Origin of the sequence: Sungkyunkwania multivorans (assembly GCF_042675645.1) — a bacterium.
GTDB classification, from domain to species: domain Bacteria; phylum Bacteroidota; class Bacteroidia; order Flavobacteriales; family Flavobacteriaceae; genus Sungkyunkwania; species Sungkyunkwania multivorans.
Genome location: NZ_JBHTJH010000001.1, coordinates 92,877 through 114,431, shown reverse-complemented (window position 1 = coordinate 114,431; position 21,555 = coordinate 92,877). Strand labels below are relative to the sequence as shown.

At 41.9% G+C, this 21,555-nt stretch carries 22 protein-coding genes; 7 read left to right on the top strand and 15 right to left on the bottom strand.

Annotation, left to right across the window (positions count from 1 at the left end):
* Positions 1 to 152 precede the first annotated feature (152 nt).
* Positions 153 to 344: a cold-shock protein gene (locus tag ACFQ1M_RS00490; RefSeq protein WP_386402330.1), complete on the top strand. Its 192-nt coding sequence runs from the start codon at positions 153 to 155 to the stop codon at positions 342 to 344.
* Here ACFQ1M_RS00490 and ACFQ1M_RS00485 read toward each other — a convergent pair.
* Positions 341 to 550 carry a hypothetical protein gene (locus ACFQ1M_RS00485; protein WP_386402327.1) on the bottom strand — a complete coding sequence of 70 codons (210 nt, stop codon included), beginning with the start codon at positions 548 to 550 and terminating at the stop codon, positions 341 to 343. The two genes, ACFQ1M_RS00490 and ACFQ1M_RS00485, sit on opposite strands and share 4 nt — an antisense overlap.
* Positions 551 to 942: 392 nt before the next feature.
* On the opposite strand from ACFQ1M_RS00485, the gene gyrB reads away from it, so the two are divergent.
* Positions 943 to 2,883 carry a DNA topoisomerase (ATP-hydrolyzing) subunit B gene (gyrB, locus tag ACFQ1M_RS00480; RefSeq protein WP_386402324.1) on the top strand — a complete coding sequence of 647 codons (1,941 nt, stop codon included), beginning with the start codon at positions 943 to 945 and terminating at the stop codon, positions 2,881 to 2,883.
* 172 nt (positions 2,884 to 3,055) lie between these two features.
* Here the strand turns inward: gyrB and ACFQ1M_RS00475 are convergent, their stop codons facing one another.
* Positions 3,056 to 4,519, bottom strand: a complete 1,464-nt coding sequence (locus ACFQ1M_RS00475) for a tail fiber domain-containing protein (RefSeq protein ID WP_386402321.1) — start codon at positions 4,517 to 4,519, stop codon at positions 3,056 to 3,058.
* A gap of 294 nt (positions 4,520 to 4,813) precedes the next feature.
* On the opposite strand from ACFQ1M_RS00475, the gene ACFQ1M_RS00470 reads away from it, so the two are divergent.
* The 4 genes from ACFQ1M_RS00470 to secDF all read left to right on the top strand — a co-directional run bounded on the left by ACFQ1M_RS00470 (position 4,814) and on the right by secDF (position 10,955).
* A complete protein-coding gene (locus ACFQ1M_RS00470; protein ID WP_386402318.1) occupies positions 4,814 to 5,821 on the top strand; it encodes a DUF6588 family protein in 1,008 nt (335 codons plus the stop codon).
* Between the two features lie 69 nt (positions 5,822 to 5,890).
* Positions 5,891 to 6,817, top strand: coding sequence for a malate dehydrogenase (gene mdh / locus ACFQ1M_RS00465; protein WP_386402315.1), 927 nt, complete (start codon positions 5,891 to 5,893; stop codon positions 6,815 to 6,817).
* A gap of 77 nt (positions 6,818 to 6,894) precedes the next feature.
* On the top strand, positions 6,895 to 7,824 hold the full coding sequence (locus ACFQ1M_RS00460) for a SecDF P1 head subdomain-containing protein (RefSeq protein ID WP_386402312.1): 930 nt from the start codon (positions 6,895 to 6,897) through the stop codon (positions 7,822 to 7,824).
* Positions 7,825 to 7,913: 89 nt separating this feature from the next.
* Positions 7,914 to 10,955, top strand: coding sequence for a protein translocase subunit SecDF (gene secDF / locus ACFQ1M_RS00455; RefSeq protein WP_386402309.1), 3,042 nt, complete (start codon positions 7,914 to 7,916; stop codon positions 10,953 to 10,955).
* Positions 10,956 to 11,262: 307 nt separating this feature from the next.
* Here the strand turns inward: secDF and ACFQ1M_RS00450 are convergent, their stop codons facing one another.
* From ACFQ1M_RS00450 to folE, 13 genes are all read right to left on the bottom strand, one after another.
* Complete coding sequence (locus tag ACFQ1M_RS00450) at positions 11,263 to 11,730, bottom strand: GNAT family N-acetyltransferase (protein ID WP_386402306.1); 468 nt, start codon at positions 11,728 to 11,730, stop codon at positions 11,263 to 11,265.
* A 74-nt stretch (positions 11,731 to 11,804) separates the two neighbouring features.
* Positions 11,805 to 12,392, bottom strand: a complete 588-nt coding sequence (locus ACFQ1M_RS00445) for a hypothetical protein (RefSeq protein ID WP_386402303.1) — start codon at positions 12,390 to 12,392, stop codon at positions 11,805 to 11,807.
* Positions 12,393 to 12,450: 58 nt separating this feature from the next.
* Positions 12,451 to 12,900 (bottom strand): GNAT family N-acetyltransferase, encoded by a 450-nt coding sequence (locus tag ACFQ1M_RS00440; protein ID WP_386402300.1) that lies wholly within the window; start codon positions 12,898 to 12,900, stop codon positions 12,451 to 12,453.
* A gap of 15 nt (positions 12,901 to 12,915) precedes the next feature.
* Positions 12,916 to 14,403: an ArnT family glycosyltransferase gene (locus tag ACFQ1M_RS00435; RefSeq protein WP_386402297.1), complete on the bottom strand. Its 1,488-nt coding sequence runs from the start codon at positions 14,401 to 14,403 to the stop codon at positions 12,916 to 12,918.
* Positions 14,404 to 14,429: 26 nt separating this feature from the next.
* A complete protein-coding gene (locus tag ACFQ1M_RS00430; RefSeq protein ID WP_386402294.1) occupies positions 14,430 to 14,876 on the bottom strand; it encodes a nuclear transport factor 2 family protein in 447 nt (148 codons plus the stop codon).
* A complete protein-coding gene (locus ACFQ1M_RS00425) occupies positions 14,873 to 15,349 on the bottom strand; it encodes a DinB family protein (RefSeq protein ID WP_386402291.1) in 477 nt (158 codons plus the stop codon). Before ACFQ1M_RS00425 ends, ACFQ1M_RS00430 begins: the two co-directional genes overlap by 4 nt.
* A gap of 272 nt (positions 15,350 to 15,621) precedes the next feature.
* Entirely contained in the window at positions 15,622 to 16,098 is a 477-nt protein-coding gene (locus tag ACFQ1M_RS00420; protein WP_386402288.1) for a hypothetical protein, read from the bottom strand.
* Positions 16,099 to 16,267: 169 nt separating this feature from the next.
* Complete coding sequence (locus tag ACFQ1M_RS00415) at positions 16,268 to 16,756, bottom strand: DUF192 domain-containing protein (protein ID WP_386402285.1); 489 nt, start codon at positions 16,754 to 16,756, stop codon at positions 16,268 to 16,270.
* Between the two features lie 2 nt (positions 16,757 to 16,758).
* The gene (lgt, locus tag ACFQ1M_RS00410; RefSeq protein WP_386402282.1) at positions 16,759 to 17,580 is read right to left on the bottom strand and encodes a prolipoprotein diacylglyceryl transferase; all 822 of its coding nucleotides are present in this window, start codon (positions 17,578 to 17,580) and stop codon (positions 16,759 to 16,761) included.
* Between the two features lie 462 nt (positions 17,581 to 18,042).
* Positions 18,043 to 18,279: a membrane protein insertion efficiency factor YidD gene (gene yidD / locus ACFQ1M_RS00405; RefSeq protein WP_386402279.1), complete on the bottom strand. Its 237-nt coding sequence runs from the start codon at positions 18,277 to 18,279 to the stop codon at positions 18,043 to 18,045.
* A gap of 88 nt (positions 18,280 to 18,367) precedes the next feature.
* Entirely contained in the window at positions 18,368 to 19,840 is a 1,473-nt protein-coding gene (gene cysS / locus ACFQ1M_RS00400) for a cysteine--tRNA ligase (RefSeq protein ID WP_386402276.1), read from the bottom strand.
* Between the two features lie 24 nt (positions 19,841 to 19,864).
* On the bottom strand, positions 19,865 to 20,233 hold the full coding sequence (locus tag ACFQ1M_RS00395; RefSeq protein ID WP_386402273.1) for a four helix bundle protein: 369 nt from the start codon (positions 20,231 to 20,233) through the stop codon (positions 19,865 to 19,867).
* A gap of 73 nt (positions 20,234 to 20,306) precedes the next feature.
* Positions 20,307 to 20,987 carry a GTP cyclohydrolase I FolE gene (folE, locus tag ACFQ1M_RS00390; RefSeq protein WP_386402270.1) on the bottom strand — a complete coding sequence of 227 codons (681 nt, stop codon included), beginning with the start codon at positions 20,985 to 20,987 and terminating at the stop codon, positions 20,307 to 20,309.
* A gap of 245 nt (positions 20,988 to 21,232) precedes the next feature.
* Here folE and ACFQ1M_RS00385 point away from each other — a divergent pair, with 245 nt between their 5' ends.
* Positions 21,233 to 21,553, top strand: coding sequence for a hypothetical protein (locus ACFQ1M_RS00385; RefSeq protein ID WP_386402267.1), 321 nt, complete (start codon positions 21,233 to 21,235; stop codon positions 21,551 to 21,553).
* Positions 21,554 to 21,555: the final 2 nt, after the last annotated feature.

The following is a 21,555-nucleotide window of genomic DNA, read 5'->3' as shown; positions in this document are numbered from 1 at the left end:
TACTCAATAAAATTCCAGGCCTTCCAAGAAACTGTGAATCTTATCTTTAACTATTTTCAAAAGTGTAAATTGCTTCTAAGAGATTATTTTTTAAATATAATGCTGTATCTCAAAATAATAACACTATCTTCGCAGCCTTATATTAAACAACAATGAGTAAAGGAACAGTAAAATTTTTCAATGAGACCAAAGGATTTGGTTTCATTACAGAAGAAGGTTCTAACCAAGAGCACTTCGTACACGTAACAGGTTTGATCGACCAAATCCAAGAAGGAGATGAGGTTGAATTCGAATTAACTGAAGGAAAAAAAGGATTGAACGCAGTAAACGTTAAAGTTATTTAACGAATATTCACGATATACTTTTTAATGTAAGCCTGTCTGGAGAGACAGGCTTTTTTTTTGTTCTGGTGACTTAACATCTCTAACATAGAAAAGGATCGGTTAACAAAGCCATCTAAAGGTGGCGGGCATCTTGCCTGAGGTGCATACCATGGTGTAGCTTTACGATAAGCTCTAATTCCTTCTTTCAATTCTTCTGGAAGTTTCATTGTCTGGTCGTTTTATGGGTTGGTATCACGAAAATAAATGGAGAGCACTAGTTTTTAGCGGGTGTCTTTCCTTGTTTTATCCGGGGTATGGGCCCATTTGCACCACGTTTTACCATGACCGCATTGAAATGCCAAGAAATTGCCTTTTTAAGGTTTGTGAGGGCGGTCGATCGACATAAATATTCCGCATTTTAATCACTTGATATTCAGCGAGCTGAAAAAGGTAGGTTTTGCCTTAAAATGGACATGTAATTTTGAGCTCAGATTCCTCAAAAAACCGTTAACTAATTGTTGATAACTTGACGCCATTAAAAGCTTCAAAACCCCTTATTTCACTAGGGAATTGTTATATTTGTGGGATTTGCAAAATTTAAAATTTAACCTATCTATATATGAGCGAAGAAGTTAATAAAAATAACTATTCAGCAGATAGTATTCAGGCCCTTGAAGGAATGGAACATGTTCGCATGCGTCCATCGATGTATATTGGCGATGTTGGAACTCGTGGTCTTCACCATTTGGTGTATGAAGTAGTGGATAATTCGATAGATGAGGCCCTAGCGGGGCATTGCGACACTATCAGTGTTATTATCGAAGAAGATAACTCGATCACAGTGCACGATAATGGTCGTGGTATCCCAGTGGACATGCACCAAAAAGAAGGGGTTTCAGCACTAGAGGTGGTAATGACCAAGATCGGTGCAGGGGGTAAATTCGATAAGGATTCTTATAAGGTCTCCGGTGGTCTACACGGTGTGGGGGTTTCTTGTGTGAATGCACTTTCATCTCATCTCAAAGCGACCGTCTACAGAGATGGAAAAGTTTGGGAACAAGAATATGAACGCGGAAAGACCATGTACCCTGTTAAGCCAGTCGGCGAGTCCGACAAAACTGGGACATCCGTCACCTTTACGCCCGACGATCAGATCTTTCAACAGACCCGGGAATATAATTATGATACCCTTGCTAGCCGTATGCGCGAACTTTCGTATCTAAATAAGGGGATAACGATAACGCTTACCGACAAACGTCATAAAGATGACAATGGAGAATTCGTGGAAGACACCTTTCACTCAACAGAGGGTTTAAAGGAATTTGTTCGTTTTTTGGACGGAACACGAAGCGCCATCATCAATGATGTAATTTCCATAGAAGGTGAGAAGAACGATATTCCTGTAGAGGTGGCCATGGTCTACAACGATAGCTATTCTGAAAACTTGCACTCCTATGTGAACAATATCAATACGCATGAAGGAGGGACGCATCTTTCCGGATTTAGAAGAGGTCTAACGGGTTCTTTAAAGAAATATGCCGATGCCTCTGGGATGCTAGATAAGTTGAAGTTCGAGATATCTGGTGATGATTTCCGTGAAGGCCTAACGGCCATAATATCGGTAAAAGTTGCAGAGCCACAATTTGAGGGGCAAACCAAGACCAAATTGGGTAACCGCGAGGTGACAGCTGCCGTATCCCAAGCGGTTTCTGAGATGTTAGAGAACTATCTCGAAGAACATCCCAATGACGCAAAGACCATCGTTCAAAAGGTGATCTTAGCTGCGCAAGCTAGGCATGCCGCTAAGAAGGCACGGGAAATGGTACAGCGTAAGACGGTGATGAGCATTGGTGGTCTTCCTGGGAAGCTTTCAGATTGTTCCGAGACCGATCCTGCATTGTGCGAGGTATTTCTGGTCGAGGGAGATTCTGCAGGCGGAACTGCTAAACAGGGCCGTGACCGTAATTTCCAAGCTATTCTACCGCTTAGAGGTAAGATATTGAATGTGGAGAAGGCCATGCAACACAAGGTCTTTGAAAATGAGGAGATCAAGAATATTTTTACAGCTTTAGGTGTCACCATAGGTACCGAAGAGGATAGCAAAGCACTGAATCTCGAAAAACTTCGATATCATAAGATAGTTATCATGTGTGATGCGGATGTAGATGGTAGTCACATCTCTACGCTTATCCTTACCTTCTTCTTCAGGTATATGAGAGAGCTGATCGAGCATGGTCACGTGTATATAGCGACCCCACCACTGTACTTGGTGAAGAAAGGCACAAAGAAAGAATATGCATGGGATGACAACCAGCGCGATCAATTACTTCAAAAGTTTGGTCAGGGAGCATCCGTGCAGCGTTATAAAGGTCTTGGAGAGATGAACGCAGATCAGCTGTGGGACACGACAATGAATCCAGAGTTTAGAACGCTACGTCAAGTGAATATTGATAATGGTAGCGAGGCCGACCGTATCTTCTCTATGTTAATGGGCGATGAGGTGCCACCACGTAGAGAGTTCATTGAGAAAAATGCGGTTTACGCAAATATAGACGCTTAGAAAGTATTTTCAATGCTTTTAGAATATGGAAGGAAGGAGTTCGTTAGTTACGAGCTCCTTTTTTTTGTTTTCAAAACAAAAGGTTTCTTTAGTATCTCGATAGCTTTTGGACAAAAAAAAAGACAACCGTCACGGTTGTCTTTTTAATTTTAGTGTCAATTTAATTTTCGTCCTATTTCTTCTTGCTAATTTCAGTTTTCACGGCAGATGTTGATCGATCATTTGGTTGGATCATCGCTCTGAGCTGTGCTATTTCTTCCTTGATCGACTTGAGTTCGTTCAGTTCCTTTTTCAAAGCTTCGATCTCTTCTTGTTGTTCTTGCACCGCTTTTACCAATGGTACCACGAATTGCGCATAGGAAAGCGTGTAATTCTGCTTGTCACTGTCCTTTGGGACATCGATAGCGCTAAAATCATAGCCCAATTTCTTGGCCGCTTCTTCCACTTCCTGAGCTATAAATCCTGTTTCTATCTTGCCTGTATTTTGCGCGATGGAAGGTTCATTTCTAAACATGCTCAACTTCTTCAGGTCAAACTTATAAGTGACTGGCCTAAGCGCGTTGATAAAACTAAGACCAGGAACGTTTTCCTCGATATCGTATTTAAATCGTCCGTCTGATGTTACAGAGATGCCTACCTGGGCTTCGATCGTATTTACGGTAGTATTTCCAAATCGCATTCTGTTACTTCCAGTAGCTACGGCGCCATTACCAATAGCGGTAGAGTTAAAGTTTGGTGCAGACGATTGGAATCCCAAAGCTAAAGAGCCCGAGCCTGCTGAGGAGGCTTGTGAACCTATAGCCACGGAATTATTGGCACTTGCAGAAGCACTTATTCCTATGCTTACAGTGTTATTTCCAGCAGAGTCGGTGTCGTATCCCAGAGCGGTAGAATTATTTCCTGTTGCCCTAGCATCGAAGCCCAGCGCAGTAGCATTTACGTTGCTTGCAAAGGTTTGATAGCCTACCGCCGTAGATTGATTGCCTCCCGAACTAGCTTCGTTTCCTAGGGCCGTGCTATTCAATCCAGGTGCTGATGCATCCAAACCTAGGGCTATGGCAAATCGTTCTCCTGTGGATGCACGTCTACCAATGGCAATGGCATCGTCGAAATCTGCGGTCGCCAATTCTCCAATGGCTATTGCAAAGTCCCCAGATGCCGAGGTCGAATTACCGATAAGGGTGCTCGATGTAGCGTTTACAGGGATGATCTGCCCAGCATCGGTGAATGAAAAGCGTTGGTTGTTATTTACATGAATATTCAAAGGGAAATTGTTGGTGGTTCCAATAAAATCCGAGGCCGTCACGGCATTTCCGTCCAGTTCCCATCCAGCCGAGCCATCATTAAAGCGTTGCCAGCTACCATTCCAATAGTAAAAGCCAGGTGTTACGGCAGTGGCTCCTGCTCCAGCTGTTGCGGTATTATAAATCACTAAAGCCGTAGCTGGGGATGTAATTGGGCCAGCGCTCGCTGTTGAGGTAAGCGCAACTCTTGGAATTAACAATCCACTATCTGTCGATGTGATGTCGAGTGCACTAGATGTATCTGGTGTTGTAGTTCCGATACCTACTTGGCCAAAGGAAGTTGCAAAAATCAATAGTGCTATCGCACTGCTAGCAAAGGTTTTTCTCATCATAACTTCGGGGTCTTTTTAAAGGGAGCCAAAATAGATAATAAAGAATGATTTTCAAAGGGTTACGATAAGGTTTGTACAAATTTTAGACAAAATGTGAATTTTTTTCGACAATCGATGAATTCGACTAAGTTTACTTTTCTTACACGTTGACTCCGATAAAAGTCATATTCAATCGATGAAAGGCAATTCTTGTCCTTTTTGAAAGGATTATACCTTATTTCTAGCTTATTTTTAAAGAAGTGCATCGATTTTTACAGGTTTTTATATATTAGAGTGCTCTCAAACCTATTAGTCATGAAAAAAACACTTTTCTCAATTATTCTTTTCACAGTTTTTTGCCAGACAAAGGCGCAAAACATCAATGAACTATTAGCAGCAGGAATTGCAGATGCACAACGATACACCACCGACTATATCGCACCTGCCAATGAAGGGCTTATGTATGGCATGAGTAACGGCTGGTTTAACAGCGCGGAATCAAAGCCATTGGCTGGATTTGAAGTCTCTATTGTTGGGAATTACAGTCCAATCAAGGATGAAAAAAAAGGGTTTGTCCTCAACACCGCGAGCTATCAAAACTTACAATTCGTAGATGGCAGCACTGGCAAGTCGGTCTCTACGGCCCTTGGTGATATCGATGGTATTCGAGTGTTTGCGGAGTCCGAAGTTGCACCGGGTGTCACGGAGCGTGTAGAATTTGACCTCCCTTCTGGGCTGGCCTCCGAAAATATCAATTTTATACCGACAGCATTCCTACAGGTAAGTGTTGGTGTTATCAAAGGGACCGAACTCAAAGCGCGTTTCTTCCCTAAGGTAAATTCAAATGATGTGAAGGTGGGCTTTTATGGTGTTGGGTTACAGCACGAACTTACACAATGGCTGCCGGCCGAGAAGTTGTGGCCTGTAGCTGTTTCGGGATTGATCGGTTATACAAGATTGGATGGTAGCTATGACTTTACTAGCACGAATATTGTCGATGGTGCTAACCAACGTTTTGAGACCACTGCGAGCACATGGTCATTTCAGCTGATCGCATCTACAAAGTTGCCAGTGATCAATTTCTATGGAAGTATTGGATACCTTTCAGGAAAATCTGACACCGATATTTTAGGGACCTATGTTGTTAGACAGGGGCCATTTCAACAGACTTTTGAAGATCCTTTTTCAGTATCTAATGATGCCTCGGGGACACGCCTCACTGTGGGTACCAAATTGAAGCTCGCCTTCTTCAGGTTGAACCTTGATTACACCGTAGCCGAATTCAATAATCTTTCTATTGGTTTGAACTTCGGTTTTAGGTGATTTCATACGATAATTAGTGGCATAATTCTTAAATTTGCACTAGTTTTTAATCAACAAAAATCATCATACATGAAAATTACCGTAGTAGGTGCAGGAGCCGTTGGTGCTAGTTGCGCAGAGTACATTGCAATCAAAGATTTTGCTTCAGAAGTGGTATTGTTAGATATCAAAGAGGGATTTGCCGAAGGGAAGGCGATGGATTTGATGCAAACAGCCTCATTAAATGGTTTCGATACCAAGATCACTGGGACCACCGGTGATTACTCAAAGACCGCCAATAGCGATATTGCCGTGATCACTTCTGGTATTCCACGTAAGCCTGGAATGACCCGCGAAGAGTTGATAGGCATTAACGCTGGAATCGTAAAATCTGTTGCAGGCGAACTGATCAAGCACTCTCCAGATGTAATTCTCATTGTTGTAAGTAACCCTATGGATACCATGACCTATTTGGCGCATAAGGTTACGGGCCTACCAAAACATAGGATCATTGGTATGGGGGGAGCACTGGATAGCGCACGATTCAAGTACCGATTGGCCGAGGCCTTAGGTGCACCTATTTCTGATGTAGACGGTATGGTCATCGGAGGTCACAGTGATAAAGGAATGGTTCCTCTTACGCGTTTGGCTACTAGAAATAGCGTTCCTGTATCTGAGTTTATTTCGGAAGAAAGATTGAACCAAGTGATGGAAGATACCAAAGTGGGAGGTGCTACCTTGACCAAACTACTTGGTACTTCGGCATGGTACGCCCCGGGAGCAGCGGTTTCTGGTCTGGTGCAGGCAATCGCCTGCGACCAAAAGAAGATCTTCCCTTGTTCGACATTGTTGGACGGAGAATATGGGCTAAAGGACCTCTGTATTGGTGTTCCTGTGGTCTTAGGTAAAAATGGAATTGAAAAAGTTGTTGATATCCAGCTGTCCGATGCCGAAAAATCGAAGTTGGCCGAAAGTGCAGAAGGTGTTAAGAAGACCAACGGACTGTTGGATGTATAATGAATGATATACACACATATTATAAAGGTTGCTTCGGCAACCTTTTTTTATTTTTTGAAAATGTTAAACAAACAATTATGAGGGTGTCTTTTATTGAAAGTCTTCTTTTTATACTCGTAGCCTTCTTAGCGAGCTGTAATTCAGAACCTACGCATGGCTTAAAACTTCGCCTTCAAATTGAAGAAGGTCAAGAATTTGATATGAGAGTCACCGAGGAGGTCTTAGCCAAGCGTCTTAAGGATTTTGGAGTTGAGGTACTGAAAATTGACCCGATGAATGGCAATACGATCGATTTAGAGATTGCTGCCTCAAAACCGATTCCTCAAGAGCGATTGGTCGATCTTCTTCAAACCCAAGGCAAATTGGAATTCTATCATACTTTTAATGCAGATAAACTATTTGGTTTCTTATTAGAAGCTAACAATATTTTGAAAGACAGTTTAGCAGATGTCGAACCTATTTCGAGTTTGTTTGTCAAGGATAACTTTAGGGCGCGAAACGTACTTTGTAAGGTCAGGCAAGAAAACAAAGAAAAAATGATGCAATACCTTGAACAAAAACAGGTGAGAGCCCTATTGCCGACAGATCTTCGTTTTGTTAAGTTCTTGTGGGGTACACCTGATGAAAATGGGAATGTTCCCTTATATGCGATAAAAGGGAATAGAGCCAACAGAGCAGTACTTGATGGGAATACGATAATAGAAGCCTCCCAAGACTTTGATATGATGGGGAACCCAACGATCAATTTGCAAATGAATGAACAAGGTGCGATGAAGTGGGAGGATATAACGGGCAGAGCTTCTAGAGAGCAGACAAATATAGCTATGGTCGTTGACCATACAGTATTATCTGCACCAGGGGTACTCAACGGTGCGATTGTGGGTGGCCGCTCACAAATTACGGGAGAATTCACTGTAGAAGAGGCTTATGATCTGGCTGCCATTATTGAGGCTGGTGCTTTGCCAAAATTAAAGGTGTCTTCGATGACGGTAATCAAACTTCAGTAATACGGATGAAAACCTTAAAATATATTGGCATTTCCTTGGCGAAATGATATATTTGCTCGTTTTTAAAATTATCACCTAAATTAATTACAATGCAGAACAAGGGATTAGTAAAATTGTTTGCCTTTTTGTTCGGTTTGGTAAGTATTTACCAACTTTCATTTACATTCTTCACCAATAGTGTAGAAAATGAAGCAGAAGAGTACGCCATCAACAAAGTGGATAACACAGTGGCAAACTACGTGCAAGAGAGGGCAGAGGTAGAGGCTAAGTATTTAGACTCTGTTGCAAATGCAAAGAAATTCATCGGATTTACTTATGCAGAAGCTAAAAAGAAAGAGCTTAACAAAGGGCTCGACTTAAAAGGAGGTATTAACGTAATTCTTCAGATCTCGGTAAAAGATATTTTGAAGGGGTTGGCAGAAAAATCAAAGGATCCCACCTTTAACACTGCATTGGAAAACGCCGACCAATTACAGAAGAATGCCGACGAACCTTACGTAGAATCTTTCTTTGAGGCTTTTGATGCTATCAAGGGAGATAAGAAATTGGCATCACCAGATATTTTTGCCAATCGTACCTTGGATGACGATATAGATATTACCATGGACGATGAGACCGTTAAAAAGGTGATTCGTGAAAAGGTGGATGACGCCATCGTATCGGCTTTTGAAGTATTGCGCAAGCGTATCGATGAGTTCGGAGTTACCCAACCCAATATCCAACGTTTAGGAAACTCTGGAAGGATTCTGGTAGAATTACCAGGTGCCAAAGATGTCCAACGCGCCAGAGAATTGGTCTCTCAAACAGCCCAATTGGAGTTTTGGGAGACATATAATACCGATAAATTGGTCAACTTTTTAACGCAGGCCAACAATCTTATTAGGGAAGAGCAAGCACCAAAGGCCGAGAAGGAAACTACCGAAGCTGTACAAGATACCACGGCCACGGCGGAAGAAGACACTTCTTCAAAGATCGATGCGCTATTGGACACTGTAGATACCGATTCTACAGCCGTTGAAGTGGTCGCTAATCCAATATTTGATCTGGATGTTAGAGAAGCTTCTAGAGGAAGGAATGTATTGGGCGTATACTCTAAGGAAGATGGAGAAAAAGTAGTAGCATATCTCAATCGTCCGGATATAAGAGCATTGCTTCCAGCAGAAATGCGCTATACCAAATTCCTATTGGGAAGAGAAGTGGACCTGAAGGCGTATGAAGGACGAAACGTGCGCTTACTTGGACAAAAAGGAGTAGAGCTATATGCTATCAATGCTAATAGAGATAACACACCGCCTTTAAGTGGAGATGTGATCACAGATGCCCAAGGTTCATTTAGCCAAAATGGAGAACCTTCGGTAGATATGCAAATGAACACAAGAGGGTCTAAGATATGGGAAGATATGACCGGGAAGGCCTCTAAAGAGAACACCAACATCGCCATCGTCTTGGATGATATCGTCTATTCAGCACCAGGAGTCTCAAAAGGAGCTATCGTTGGGGGTCGTTCAGAGATCTCAGGAGATTTCACCATATTAGAGACCAAAGATCTTGCCAACGTATTAAGAGCTGGTAAACTGCCGGCTTCAGCAGATATCATTCAGTCAGAGATCGTGGGTCCATCGTTAGGACAAGAGGCGATCGATAGCGGTATCATGTCATTCCTTATCGCACTTTCTTTAGTGTTGATATGGATGGTCTTCTATTATGGGAAGGCAGGTATTTTTGCCGATATCGCCCTAGCCTTGAATATCCTATTGATCTTTGGGGTATTGGCCGGTCTCGGTGCAGTATTGACACTGCCTGGTATTGCTGGTATCGTATTGACCATTGGTATGTCGGTGGATGCGAACGTACTTATCTTTGAACGTGTAAGAGAGGAGCTTACCAAAGGAAAAGGGATGAAACAAGCCGTTGCCGATGGATTTAATAATGCCTTGTCTTCGATCTTGGATGCGAATATCACTACGGGACTAACCGCCTTGATCCTTTTCATCTTTGGTACAGGTCCAATCAAAGGATTTGCGACCACCTTATTGGTCGGTATCGTTACCTCCTTATTCACGGCTATCTTTATTACTCGCTTATTTGTTGATTGGCAAGTTGAAAAAGGAAACAAATTGGATTTTGCTACCGCGATGACCAAGAATTTGTTCAGAAATATGACGGTCGATTTCTTAGGGAAGCGCAAAGTGGCCTATATCATATCTTTCTTGATCGTTGCAGGAGGCTTGGCTTCTTTAGCAACACAAGGACTAAACCCGGGGGTTGATTTTTCAGGAGGGCGTTCCTATGTGGTTCGTTTCGAGAAGTCGATGAATGCCTCAGAGGTTTCAAACACCTTGGCGGATGTTTTTGTTGAAGATGGGGTAAAGCTCCCTCCAAATGTGAAGACCTTCGGTGAGGATAACCAATTGAAGATCACTACAAAATATAAGATCGATGTTTCTGGTACCGAGGTAGATGAAGAAGTTGAGCAGAAGTTATTCGAAGGTTTAAAATCCTATTTGCCAGCAGACTTTACCTTGGAGCAATTTGTAGATAGTGCAGAGGACAAGGAAATAGGCCGTATGTCTTCGGTAAAGGTTGGGCCAACAATTGCCGATGATATCTTCAAAGCTTCATTGTGGTCGATATTCGGGTCATTGATCGTTGTTTTCCTATATATCCTATTGCGTTTCCGCAGATGGCAATTCTCTTTGGGAGCGGTAGCGGCAGTATTCCACGATGTTCTGATCGTCTTAGGGGTATTCTCTATCTTCTGGAAGATCATGCCTTTTAATATGGAGATCGATCAAGCGTTCATCGCTGCGATACTTACGGTAATTGGATACTCCTTGAACGATACGGTGGTAGTTTTTGACCGTATCCGTGAATTTATGAATGATCATCCAACCTGGGAATTTAGCAAAACAGTAAATAGCGCCTTGAATAGTACGTTGAGTCGTACCTTGAATACCTCGTTGACCACCTTAGTGGTATTATTGGCCATCTTTATTTTTGGTGGAGAATCCATCCGAGGGTTTATGTTCGCGTTGATCGTGGGAGTATTGGTGGGAACCTACTCTTCACTATTCATTGCAACACCGGTAATGTATGATACGACCAAAAAGGCAGATAAAGAGAAAACATAAACGTTTTTCTTAGTTATTTACCTGTTCAATTTATAGAAGAGCCGCCTGTTAAGGGCGGCTTTTTGATTTCAAAGGGCTTCGCGAGTCTCGATATGTCGAGACGAAGCGATCCGTTAGATGGGATCTCCAAGGGCAGACTGCTTCGTCATTCCATTCCTCGCAGTGACGTTTTGGGATGGCGCTGAGAGATACGGTTATTTTTTTTTGATTAGCGTCTTCGCGAGTATCGATATATCGAGACGAAGCGATCCGTCCGATGGGATCTCCAAGGGCAAACTACTTCGTCATTCCATTCCTCGTAGTAAGCTCAATCTGAGAATACATACTTCATCGGTGTATAGATCACTCCATTATTTTGTTGTTGATCTGCCGTTTCTACGAACCCCATTCTTTTATAAATATGTAACGAATTTGGTGAAGCATTGAGCGTTAGTCGCTTCATATCGGGATAGACATTCTTGCACCGCTTTATGGCGCTTTCTAGCAATGAGAAGGCAACTCCTTTTCCTCTATAGTCGTCTTTGACAAATAATAATGTAATATGCGAATGCTGTCTTAACTCTAATACTCCGATGATAACATTATGATGCCTTGCCGTAATGAAAAGGGAGGTGTTTTCTTCCGCTCTTTCCTTCAAATTATCTTCTTGGATCAGTGCTAGAAATGTGTCGATTCCTTCTTTGGAATATTGGGGCGCCACATGCAGCAAAAAGCTTTCCTGCACCAATTGATGCATCTCATCAAAGTTGGTATTATTTTTCTGAACGACAAACATTTATTTCCATAAGGTACAGAAATAAATCCATTAGAATGCTCATGCGGCCATTCTTGTTCCTAGTATTGAAGGGACTATTTAAGAATGGCTTCGAGATCGATAGGTGTTTTGAGAACAGGGATTTCTTTTTCCTTTCCCTTGACCTTTTCGTATTTTGCCAAACCTTCAACGATGACGTCGGCAAACTTCTCTTGTCCTATTGCCAATTCTTCCGGAGTGAAAGTGATGAGTTTGGCGCGCTTCTCAAAATACTTTTTGAAACGTTTCAATTGTCCTTCGGTGAAGTTGGTATCCAGTTCCTCAAGTTTTACACTTGCTCTGAATCCACCCATCTTTGGAATGGCATTGATCACGTAGGTCTTTCCTGCTTCGACCTCGGCTTCGATAAATGACCTATTTTCTGACTTAGACCATATAAGGTGTTTTCCAGGAGTTAAATACACCTTGAAATACTTTCCATAATTACATTTTCCGATATAGGTTTCACCGATAAAATATCGAAAATTGATCAAGGCTCCAAGTTTAGGGGTCCTGATGATATACACCGTTGCTTTTTCTTCGGATTCATTGAAATATTCTTCAGCTTGACCAAAAGAAAAGCTTAGCGAAAAAATGCCTATTGCCAATGTTAATGCGAAAGTTCTAAATTTTGTCATCATCATGTGTACTTTTTGTTAGATTATAATTCTAGTTTTAATCAGCTAAAATATCCTTTTTTTATCAAAGTGCTTTTGAAGTTTTCATACTCATCAAATAAAGGTCCAGATCCTTTGCCCAAAAATCCTTTTCGACCTTTTCCAGTTCGAAACCAAATTTTTCATAGAATTTATAGGTGAGTTGTGAAGTTCTTACTACGATACTGTCAATGCCTTTATTTTTTCTGATCTGCGCTATGCGATGCTCGACCAATTGTTTTCCGATTCCTTTTCCTTGTACATTGGGAGCCACCACATCCCACGAAATTCGTGCTGTCCTTTCTTCAGGGAAATAATTGATGCCACCAGCGCCTAGTATATTCGAGTTTTCTTCATAGACAAAATAGTCTTCAACCTCCGTCTCCAGGTAATTGATGTAATCCTCCTCTTCCGATGGATCAAAAAAGGCTGGGGTATTCGCTCTCAGTAGTTCAACCACTTTTTCTTTATCATTTTTTGTGTAATTTCTGATCATTCTCAATCGCTGATATCAGTCAAAGATATGTGCTTCGTAATTCTTCCACATCAATGGAATATCTATTTTTGGCTTTCTACAAATATAAAGCGGAATACCATTCTCTTCACCAATAGCATATTTATGCACGATGATCTTCACCAATTCCACCTCTTCAAATACATATTCTACGGCGGCTTGTTCATTACCTAAGCTTATCCAAACCGCTGCATCCTCGTTTCCATAGCCCCATGTCCAGAAACTTCCATGTCTGCTGATCGGATTCGGCAACCCATACTTTTTTCCTAATATTTTGAGTGCACCTGCTTCCCCATAATTCTCTGCCCATAGCATGCAATGGTCCTTTTCCTGTGGAGGTAATGAACGATACACACTGTCCACTAATTTCACCTGTTCTTCCCAACCAAACATGTCGGCATAATCTCCTGTCAGTTCAACTCTACCATCCTTTTCTTCTATATCACGGTATTCTACAAACTCCTCAATGGGCAGAAGGGGTGTTGCCTGCGGTATAAAATAGATAGAAGGCAGCAATACAAGACTTGCAACGACATAGACCCAGACAGGTCTTCTATGAAGCAGTGATGTGATCTTTACAGCTCCCGCAGCAAATAAGACAGGATATATGGCGAATAGATAATAGGCCTTCGCGTTGAGCATCCACATCGTAAAGAAGATCACTAATACCGAAACTCCGATAGCTCGATATTTTCTTAAATTGTTTCCGAATAGTAATACCGTAAGTCCAAAAAGGCTGACCATTAGCGTGCCTGGAAAATTCAGCTGTTCTGCCACAAATTCGAAACGGTCGAGATCATTTAACTGATTTTCATTAAGCGCTTGCATATGTCCGAGCAAGGGAAAGTCGTGCTGTATTTGCCAAATGATGTTGGGCAAGAAGATAAATAATGCTACCGCTGCCGACAGGTAGGTCCATTTATTATTGAACAAACTGCCTTTCTGGTAGAAAAATAGTCCGACGAATACTCCAAAGGCCCATACTAGCATGGTGTACTTGTTCATCAAGCCGAGGCCCAAGGTAATTCCCAAAAGAATGAGATATTTTTTATTTTCAGAATTGATAAACTTGATGATGTAATAAAATCCCAATGTCCAAAAAAGTTGATCAAAGGCAACAGGTTGAAACAGCGTGTGATTACGGTAGAATGGAAGAAAAGCCAAGACACAGAAGCCAGCGAGCAGTATCGTAAGGAATTTACCACCAAGTTCTTTGGCCATCAGACAACAGAGTATGAGTATGGCAACACCAGCCATGGTAGGGAAGAGCCGAACACCGAGCAGCGAGTAATCAAATAGCCAATAGGAGATCTTGCCTATAAGAGCGATAAATGGAGGGAATTCCATGTAACCCCAATCCAAATGTTCACTGACAGATAAATGAAGTAGTTCGTCGCGATGGAAACCGTAATTTCGATTCCCAAAACACTGAATGATGAATTTCGCAGCTGCGAGGACTGCAATTAGCAAGATGCTTTTTTTCATTGGCAAATGGACTTATGGTGCCGATTTCATTCGGAATTACCGAATAAATCTTTTGGCTGTATCACATCCACACGTATCACTTTACCATTCTCAAAAGTAAAGATCTCAACGATGTCGCTACCGATGGTATCCGCATTGTTGAGCCACACTTTATCATGAAGGATCACCTTGTTATCGATCTCCACCAGATGCTGTATTTCTGAACGAACGTTGGGATGGTTCTTAAAATGTTCGGCTCTATTGGCCTTTAAGGCACTTTTCCCGTCAACCTTCTTTTCATATTCGACGAAGACCTCGACTCCTTCTGCGAAGCCATTTACATATTTTTGGGCATCCTTTTCGTTGACGGCGGCAATCATATTGATAATTACCTGGCTTTGTTTTCCATTAAAATCCGTGGATGGAGTCTTTTTCTTCTCACATCCAAGCAAGGTGACCAATGCCATTAATGAGCATACGAATGTTTTTTTCATGATGCAGATGTTGATAATATCTTTTTTATGAAGGAGATCTGCCCTAAATGATAATAGCTGTGCTCTATCATTCCCTCAATGTTTCGGCGGTAGGTTCCGTATTTTTTGTCGACAAAAAAATCTTCTAATTTGGATTCAGGAAGATTTTCTATGTGGTCGGCGAATTGTGCTGCATTGCGCCACATAGCTCCCAATAACCTTTGCCATTCCTCTTCCGACTCGATCTGTGGGTGGTCAAAACTATATTTATCCCTAATTTCTAGCGCACCTCCTTCAAAGACGTTCAAGACACCGGCGATATAATAATTGATATGAAAGGTAAGTGCAGCAATCGTATTCAAAGCACCAACTTTGGTCGTCGCCTCCTCCCACGTTAGACCAGCTAACTGATGTTTGAAATTGGTATTGGCGATCCATGTACCATCCAAGATCACTTCTCTAAACCGATTTGCCAATTGTTTCGAACTTTCCATCGTTCACGATTTCTATTAATAGTACTCAGTTTTTGTAAATTTAGAACAAGAAGCCATGCCATTGATGATAGTTAAGGTTCAGAAAGATAGGCCTTGTCAACTCTTTTCAAAATACAGGTCGTTCTAAAGATATAAATATTCATGATAATGGATAGCTTCGAAACATAGTAACAGGAAATAAGACACTTGGCTAAGAGAATAACCCGATGACGATGTTAAGACGATAAGAACAAATATGATACATATCGACAACCATTTTTAACATACTTCTTTCAAAAATTAACGGAAAGGCCAATTCCGTTAGCATTTGCGACAATTTTGAATTCTGGTCTAAAGCTGATGTTGGATGCCGAATCCAAAGACGAATTATACAATTCAACGGCTTGCTTTGCCTTCTTATTACCGCCGGATGCAATTGGGATGGATACAGCCACAAATCCTGCGCCTACGCCTGCTAAGGTCCAGTTGGGGTCGCCACCACCGATAGAAGCTCCTATTGGCCAGCCGATCAGTGCACCTCCCACAAGACTCATAAGCGAGGCCGTAGTTTTCTTGGATTGTGCTTTTTTTATTAGATTATATGCCTCCGGATTAGATTGAACCGCAGCAACAACCTGGCCCATCGTTAAGCGTGTGCCATTTTGAGTGTATTTATATCCACCGAATCCTTTTTCCATTTCAATTTTTTGGGCGTTGCAGAGCGTTATCGTGGCTATGGCAAACGTCAAGGTCATCAATAGTCTTTTCATTTTGATATAGTTATTGAGGTATCGAATGCTAAAGATGGTAAAAAAAAGGCGATTTTCAAATTACTTGATGGTAGCCCAATTTTGCAAGCGCCGCAAATTACTTTGTAAGCGCAATTTTTACGATCTGATAGGTGTGGAGTAATAATTATCTGTTATTTGGAGACTAATTCTAATCCCTAGTAAACAAAATTTTGTCACCAGCCTCTATTCCCCATCGTTCAGACATTCCTGCATTGACCTCTAACACATATTGGGCAGGGCCATTGGATGGGACGGAAGATTCGTCCTGCGGATTGGTATTCTTGGCAATATTCACAACCGTATGGTCTGCTGCGATGTAGATGATGTCCAAAGGGATCTTGGTGTTCTTCATATAAAAGCTGCGTGGCTGTTCATCCTTAAAAACAAATAACATACCGCGGTCTTCACGCATGTTCTTGCGATACATCAATCCGGTTTGGCGTTCATATTCGTTGTCGGCGATCTCAATTTCCAATTGCTTGATGGTGTCACCTGTCGCTTTAAGTAGCGTTAAGCTGCCTTCCTTCTTAAAGACCATCTCTACTTTTTTTACTGGAGCCTTTTTCTTGTCTTTTCCACAGGCCGTCATCAAGATCGCCAGAGAAAGAATTGCTATGGTGAAGTTGTAAACTCTCATTTTTAAGCCGTTGCGGGTTGTTTTCTAAACATTAGATAAAGCCCAATGATGATAAAGGGGATACTCAACCATTGTCCGGTGGTAAAGACACCGAGTGCCGATTCGAATCCGCCTTGACTTCTTTTGAAGAATTCTGCGAAAAAGCGCACGGTCATCAACAGCACAAAGAAAAGCCCAAAAAGATACCACGGCTTTTGCCCTTTATCGGTCTTATAATAGATGAAGTATAGGATGAGAAATACGAAAACGTATCCGATCGCCTCGTACAATTGGGCAGGATGTCTTGGAAAGTTTTCTCCCAATTGCTTAAAGATCACGCCGTAATCGCTGTTGGTGGGTTCGCCAACAATCTCGGAGTTCATAAAGTTGCCAAAACGCACAAAGACCGCACCTAAGGCAGATGGGATCACCAAACGGTCCAGGATCCACGATAGTTTCAGATCTGGATATTTTCTCTTATATAGATACATGCCTATGACTGCACCGATAGCTGCGCCATGACTTGCAAGACCTCTAAATCCTGTAAATCTAAATGGGTTAAGTTTTATGGGTAAAAATACTTCGAGTGGGCTTTGCCAGATAAGTTCTGTCTGATAGAACAGTACATGCCCCAACCGAGCACCGATCATGATCGAAAGCACTGTGTACATAAATAAGGGGTCCAAGCGCTCTAATGGTTGGCCTTCTTTTTTAAAGATGTTTTTTATGATCAAAAAGCCTAATACAAAGGCTAACATCCACATGAGGCCGTAATACTTTATCGGGAAATTTCCAATTTCAAAAAGAGTGTCGTTCGGATCCCAAACGATGCTTAGGAATGTCATATTCGTCAATTTGGTTTGTTTGGGTAAATATAGGTAATGCTATAAAAATAGCTACTAAGGAAATGTGAATTGTTACCAGCGGATGAGTGCAATAGAAATCAAAAATAACACAAAGTGCTATGAAATTAGTATGGTTACCCAAAACCCAAAACCCAAAACCCAACAATCAAGAGCGTCTAGAGAATGTGCAGTGCGCATTTTCAGCAAACTGGCGAGACTGCCGCGCTGGCCTAGTTAGCATCCTTATCAGGTACAGGGTCGTATCCGCTACCGCCCCAAGGCGCAGGAGCGTTTAGAGAATGTGCAGTGCACATTTTCAGCAAACTGGCGAGACTGCCGCGCTGGCCTAGTTGGCATCCTTGTCAGGGACAGGGTCGTAACCACTACCGCCCCAAGGCGCAGGAGCGTTTAGAGAATGTGCAGTGCACATTTTCAGCGAACTGGCGAGACTGCCGCGCTGGCCTAGTTGGCATCCTTGTCAGGAACAGGGTCGTAACCGCTACCGCCCCAAGGATGACAACTACCGATCCTTTTCAAAGCCAACCATCCTCCTCTAAGGAGCCCATGCTTTTGCAGGGCCTCAACCGTATAATGCGAGCATGTGGGCTGGTATCTGCAGGTCGATGGTGTCCAAGAGGAGATATATCGCTGATAGAAGCGAATAAGGAACAAAAAAGGCGCTATAAGCAGTTTTTTCACTCTGAGAAACGTTTTTTACAATTGCTTGGGCGATACCAAGCACTGAGAATGATGATCAAAATACCAAAGCGAGCGATGTGGATAGCTATTAATTTAGTGAAAAGGTTGTTCCGGCCTTGCCATCTTTCAAGACAATGCCTAGAGCAGCCAATTGATCTCTTATCTCGTCAGACTTTGCCCAGTCTTTATTGGCACGAGCCTCGTTTCGCATGCTGATGAGTAGCTCTACCACCCCTGAGAGCTTATCACTATCTGCTTGTACTTCCTGCTGATCCACCAATCCCAATACCTCAAAGACAAAATCTTGTATGGTTCGTTTTAATAGTGATAGATCGTCAGCAACAAGGCTCGCCTTATCATCTTTCATCAGATTGATCTGTTTCACGGCCTCAAACAGTTCTGCGATCAAGATCGGAGTGTTGAAGTCGTCATTCATCGCAGCATAGCATTTGGCTTTCCATGCTTTTACGTCAAAGGAGGAAGCGCTTCCTTCACTGATATCTTCCAGCGAATGTATGGCATCCATGAGTTTGGTGAATCCTTTTTCCGAAGCGACCAAGGCATCATTGCTAAAATCTAGAATACTGCGATAATGCGCTTGCATCATAAAGAAACGCACTACCGAGGGTGAAAAGGCTTTGCTTAGGATATCATTGTTGCCACTAAGGATCTCGCTTGGTAAAATATTGTTGCCAGTAGATTTGGCCATCTTTTTACCATTCAAGGTCAGCATATTGGCGTGCATCCAAAAGTTCACTGGCGAATGACCGTTGCAGGCCTCCGCCTGTGCGATCTCACATTCGTGATGAGGGAATTTGAGGTCCATACCACCACCGTGAATATCAAATTGCTCGCCCAAATACTTGGTGCTCATCGCGGTGCATTCTAAGTGCCATCCCGGAAAACCATCGCTCCAAGGACTCGGCCAACGCATAATATGCTGAGGTTCGGCTTTTTTCCAAAGGGCAAAGTCTTGCGGATTTTTCTTATCGCTTTGCCCATCCAGCTCACGAGTGTTGTGAATAAGGTCCTCAACATTGCGCTTGCTCAACTTTCCATAGTCATTAGTCTCGTTAAATTTGAGTACATCAAAATAGACAGAACCATTGACCTCATAGGCCAACCCTTTTTCCATGATCTCTTTGACGATCTCTATCTGCTCGATGATATGTCCGGTGGCCGTAGGTTCTATACTTGGTGGCAAGAAATTGAATTTATTCAATATATTATGGAAGTCAACTGTATAGCGCTGAACCACTTCCATCGGCTCGATCTGCTCTAAACGTGCCTTTTTTGCGATTCTATCTTCCCCCACGTCTGCATCGTTCTCCAAATGGCCAGCATCGGTAATGTTTCGAACATATCTTACCTTATATCCAAGATGCTTGAAATACCTAAACACCATGTCAAAAGACATAAATGTGCGCACATTTCCCAAGTGAACATTGCTGTAAACGGTAGGGCCGCAGACATACATGCCAATATAGCCTTCGTTGATGGGATTGAACGTTTCTTTTTTTGCAGTGAGTGAGTTGTATATTTTTAATTCGCCGGTTTGCATTGTTTTTTGTTCAGTTGATTGTTGTTAAGTTGTGGTCTTTAGATAGTGGTTGCGAAGCGCATTTAGCTTATTGGTGATTGATTCGATTTCTAACCACAGTTTTGCATATTGTTCTTCATCAATAAATTCGAGATTCTTTGAAATGATCAATTGATTAAGCAACTCCAATGCAGAACTGTACGATATAGTAATAAACTTTGCCTTGTCCTTGTATGTTGATCGAGCAGTGCCTTCTGCTATGTTTGAGGAAACTGAGACCGAAGCCCTGCGCATTTGTGATATAAGTCCAAATTTTTCCGCGGAAGGTAATGCCCCAGTGGTTTGATATGTTGAAACAGCTAGCTGAATAGCTTCTTTCCAGACGTCTAATTTTTCAAAGGAATATACATGCATGATGCGAGCAGTTTTTGTTTCATATCCAAAATAACGAAATTCAGCTTAACAACAATCAACTGAACAACAAACATTAAAACTGCGTATCCATTTTGATATAATCCAGAAATTCTCTTCGGGTCTCCTTTTCCTTGAATTTGCCACCAAACTCGGCCGTGACCGTACTGCTTTCGATATCGCTGATTCCCCTCGAATTAACGCAGAGATGCTTGGCGTCTATGACACAAGCCACATCTTCGGTGCCCAAAACCCTTTGAAGTTCTTGTACGATCTGCATGGTCATACGCTCTTGTACTTGGGGGCGCTTCGCAAAATATTCTACAATACGATTCATCTTGGATAATCCTACGACCGTACCATTAGATATGTAGGCCACATGTGCTCGACCCACGATAGGCAATAAATGATGTTCGCAGGTAGAATAAACGGTAATATTCTTCTCTACGAGCATTTCCCCATATTTATATTTGTTTTCGAAGGTCGATGCTTTTGGTTTTCTATCAGGGTGAAGCCCTCCAAAGATCTCTTTCACATACATTTTGGCAACGCGGTTTGGTGTGCCTCTCAGGCTGTCATCTGTCATGTCGAGACCAAGCGTTTCCATGATGTTGGCCACGTCTTTCTTAATGCGTGCAATCTTTTCATCATCACTTAGATCAAATGCATCATCTCTTAGTGGTGTGCTGGCAGAAGCGCTGATATGATCGTCGCCTAGGGCCTCTAACTGTTCTTCCAATGTCTTATCTATTTTCATATGAATTGCAATAGTTTGCAAAGATAGGTATTTAGCGATAATTAGGTGCCGTAAATACAAGTTGCTGTAATAAGCATTAAATGGTCGCTCAGCGATTATTCCTTTTAAAATGTTAAAATATCCTAAAGTATAATTCCGTTACCGAAAAAAAACAACATCTGAACAAGTATTTAATTTTTTAACAAAGGGATCGTTAAAAAAATACTAATTTTCCGACTCACTTGTTGAAATTATAACCAATAACCATGAAAAGTCTAGTGTCTTTAGGGCTACTCTTTCTGTCCTCAGTGCTTTTTGCACAAAAACAAACTGATTTCCATAAAATTTTCAATCTAGAGTCGAAAAAAGTTCAAAAAACCCTTGTTTATACACTTAAGAAGGAAGTTGCCTTTACATTTAGTATTAAAGATGTCAATGGTGAGGAAATCCTTTCTCGGTTACATCCACTGGGGTCTACCAGATACGTTAAGATAAGTCTTAAAAAGCTTGTTCCAGGAAAGTATTATGTTGTTCTTACCGATGGGGATGGTGCTGAATTGTATAAAGAGAAATTTGAAAAGTTATGATT

Bases quoted from the DNA above. Each gene is read 5' to 3' on its own strand.
- ACFQ1M_RS00490 (WP_386402330.1), top strand. From the start codon at position 153: ATGAGTAAAGGAACAGTAAAATTTTTCAATGAGACCAAAGGATTTGGT.
- ACFQ1M_RS00485 (WP_386402327.1), bottom strand. From the start codon at position 550: ATGAAACTTCCAGAAGAATTGAAAGAAGGAATTAGAGCTTATCGTAAA.
- gyrB (WP_386402324.1), top strand. From the start codon at position 943: ATGAGCGAAGAAGTTAATAAAAATAACTATTCAGCAGATAGTATTCAG.
- ACFQ1M_RS00475 (WP_386402321.1), bottom strand. From the start codon at position 4,519: ATGATGAGAAAAACCTTTGCTAGCAGTGCGATAGCACTATTGATTTTT.
- ACFQ1M_RS00470 (WP_386402318.1), top strand. From the start codon at position 4,814: ATGAAAAAAACACTTTTCTCAATTATTCTTTTCACAGTTTTTTGCCAG.
- mdh (WP_386402315.1), top strand. From the start codon at position 5,891: ATGAAAATTACCGTAGTAGGTGCAGGAGCCGTTGGTGCTAGTTGCGCA.
- ACFQ1M_RS00460 (WP_386402312.1), top strand. From the start codon at position 6,895: ATGAGGGTGTCTTTTATTGAAAGTCTTCTTTTTATACTCGTAGCCTTC.
- secDF (WP_386402309.1), top strand. From the start codon at position 7,914: ATGCAGAACAAGGGATTAGTAAAATTGTTTGCCTTTTTGTTCGGTTTG.
- ACFQ1M_RS00450 (WP_386402306.1), bottom strand. From the start codon at position 11,730: ATGTTTGTCGTTCAGAAAAATAATACCAACTTTGATGAGATGCATCAA.
- ACFQ1M_RS00445 (WP_386402303.1), bottom strand. From the start codon at position 12,392: ATGATGATGACAAAATTTAGAACTTTCGCATTAACATTGGCAATAGGC.
- ACFQ1M_RS00440 (WP_386402300.1), bottom strand. From the start codon at position 12,900: ATGATCAGAAATTACACAAAAAATGATAAAGAAAAAGTGGTTGAACTA.
- ACFQ1M_RS00435 (WP_386402297.1), bottom strand. From the start codon at position 14,403: ATGAAAAAAAGCATCTTGCTAATTGCAGTCCTCGCAGCTGCGAAATTC.
- ACFQ1M_RS00430 (WP_386402294.1), bottom strand. From the start codon at position 14,876: ATGAAAAAAACATTCGTATGCTCATTAATGGCATTGGTCACCTTGCTT.
- ACFQ1M_RS00425 (WP_386402291.1), bottom strand. From the start codon at position 15,349: ATGGAAAGTTCGAAACAATTGGCAAATCGGTTTAGAGAAGTGATCTTG.
- ACFQ1M_RS00420 (WP_386402288.1), bottom strand. From the start codon at position 16,098: ATGAAAAGACTATTGATGACCTTGACGTTTGCCATAGCCACGATAACG.
- ACFQ1M_RS00415 (WP_386402285.1), bottom strand. From the start codon at position 16,756: ATGAGAGTTTACAACTTCACCATAGCAATTCTTTCTCTGGCGATCTTG.
- lgt (WP_386402282.1), bottom strand. From the start codon at position 17,580: ATGACATTCCTAAGCATCGTTTGGGATCCGAACGACACTCTTTTTGAA.
- cysS (WP_386402276.1), bottom strand. From the start codon at position 19,840: ATGCAAACCGGCGAATTAAAAATATACAACTCACTCACTGCAAAAAAA.
- ACFQ1M_RS00395 (WP_386402273.1), bottom strand. From the start codon at position 20,233: ATGCATGTATATTCCTTTGAAAAATTAGACGTCTGGAAAGAAGCTATT.
- folE (WP_386402270.1), bottom strand. From the start codon at position 20,987: ATGAAAATAGATAAGACATTGGAAGAACAGTTAGAGGCCCTAGGCGAC.
- ACFQ1M_RS00385 (WP_386402267.1), top strand. From the start codon at position 21,233: ATGAAAAGTCTAGTGTCTTTAGGGCTACTCTTTCTGTCCTCAGTGCTT.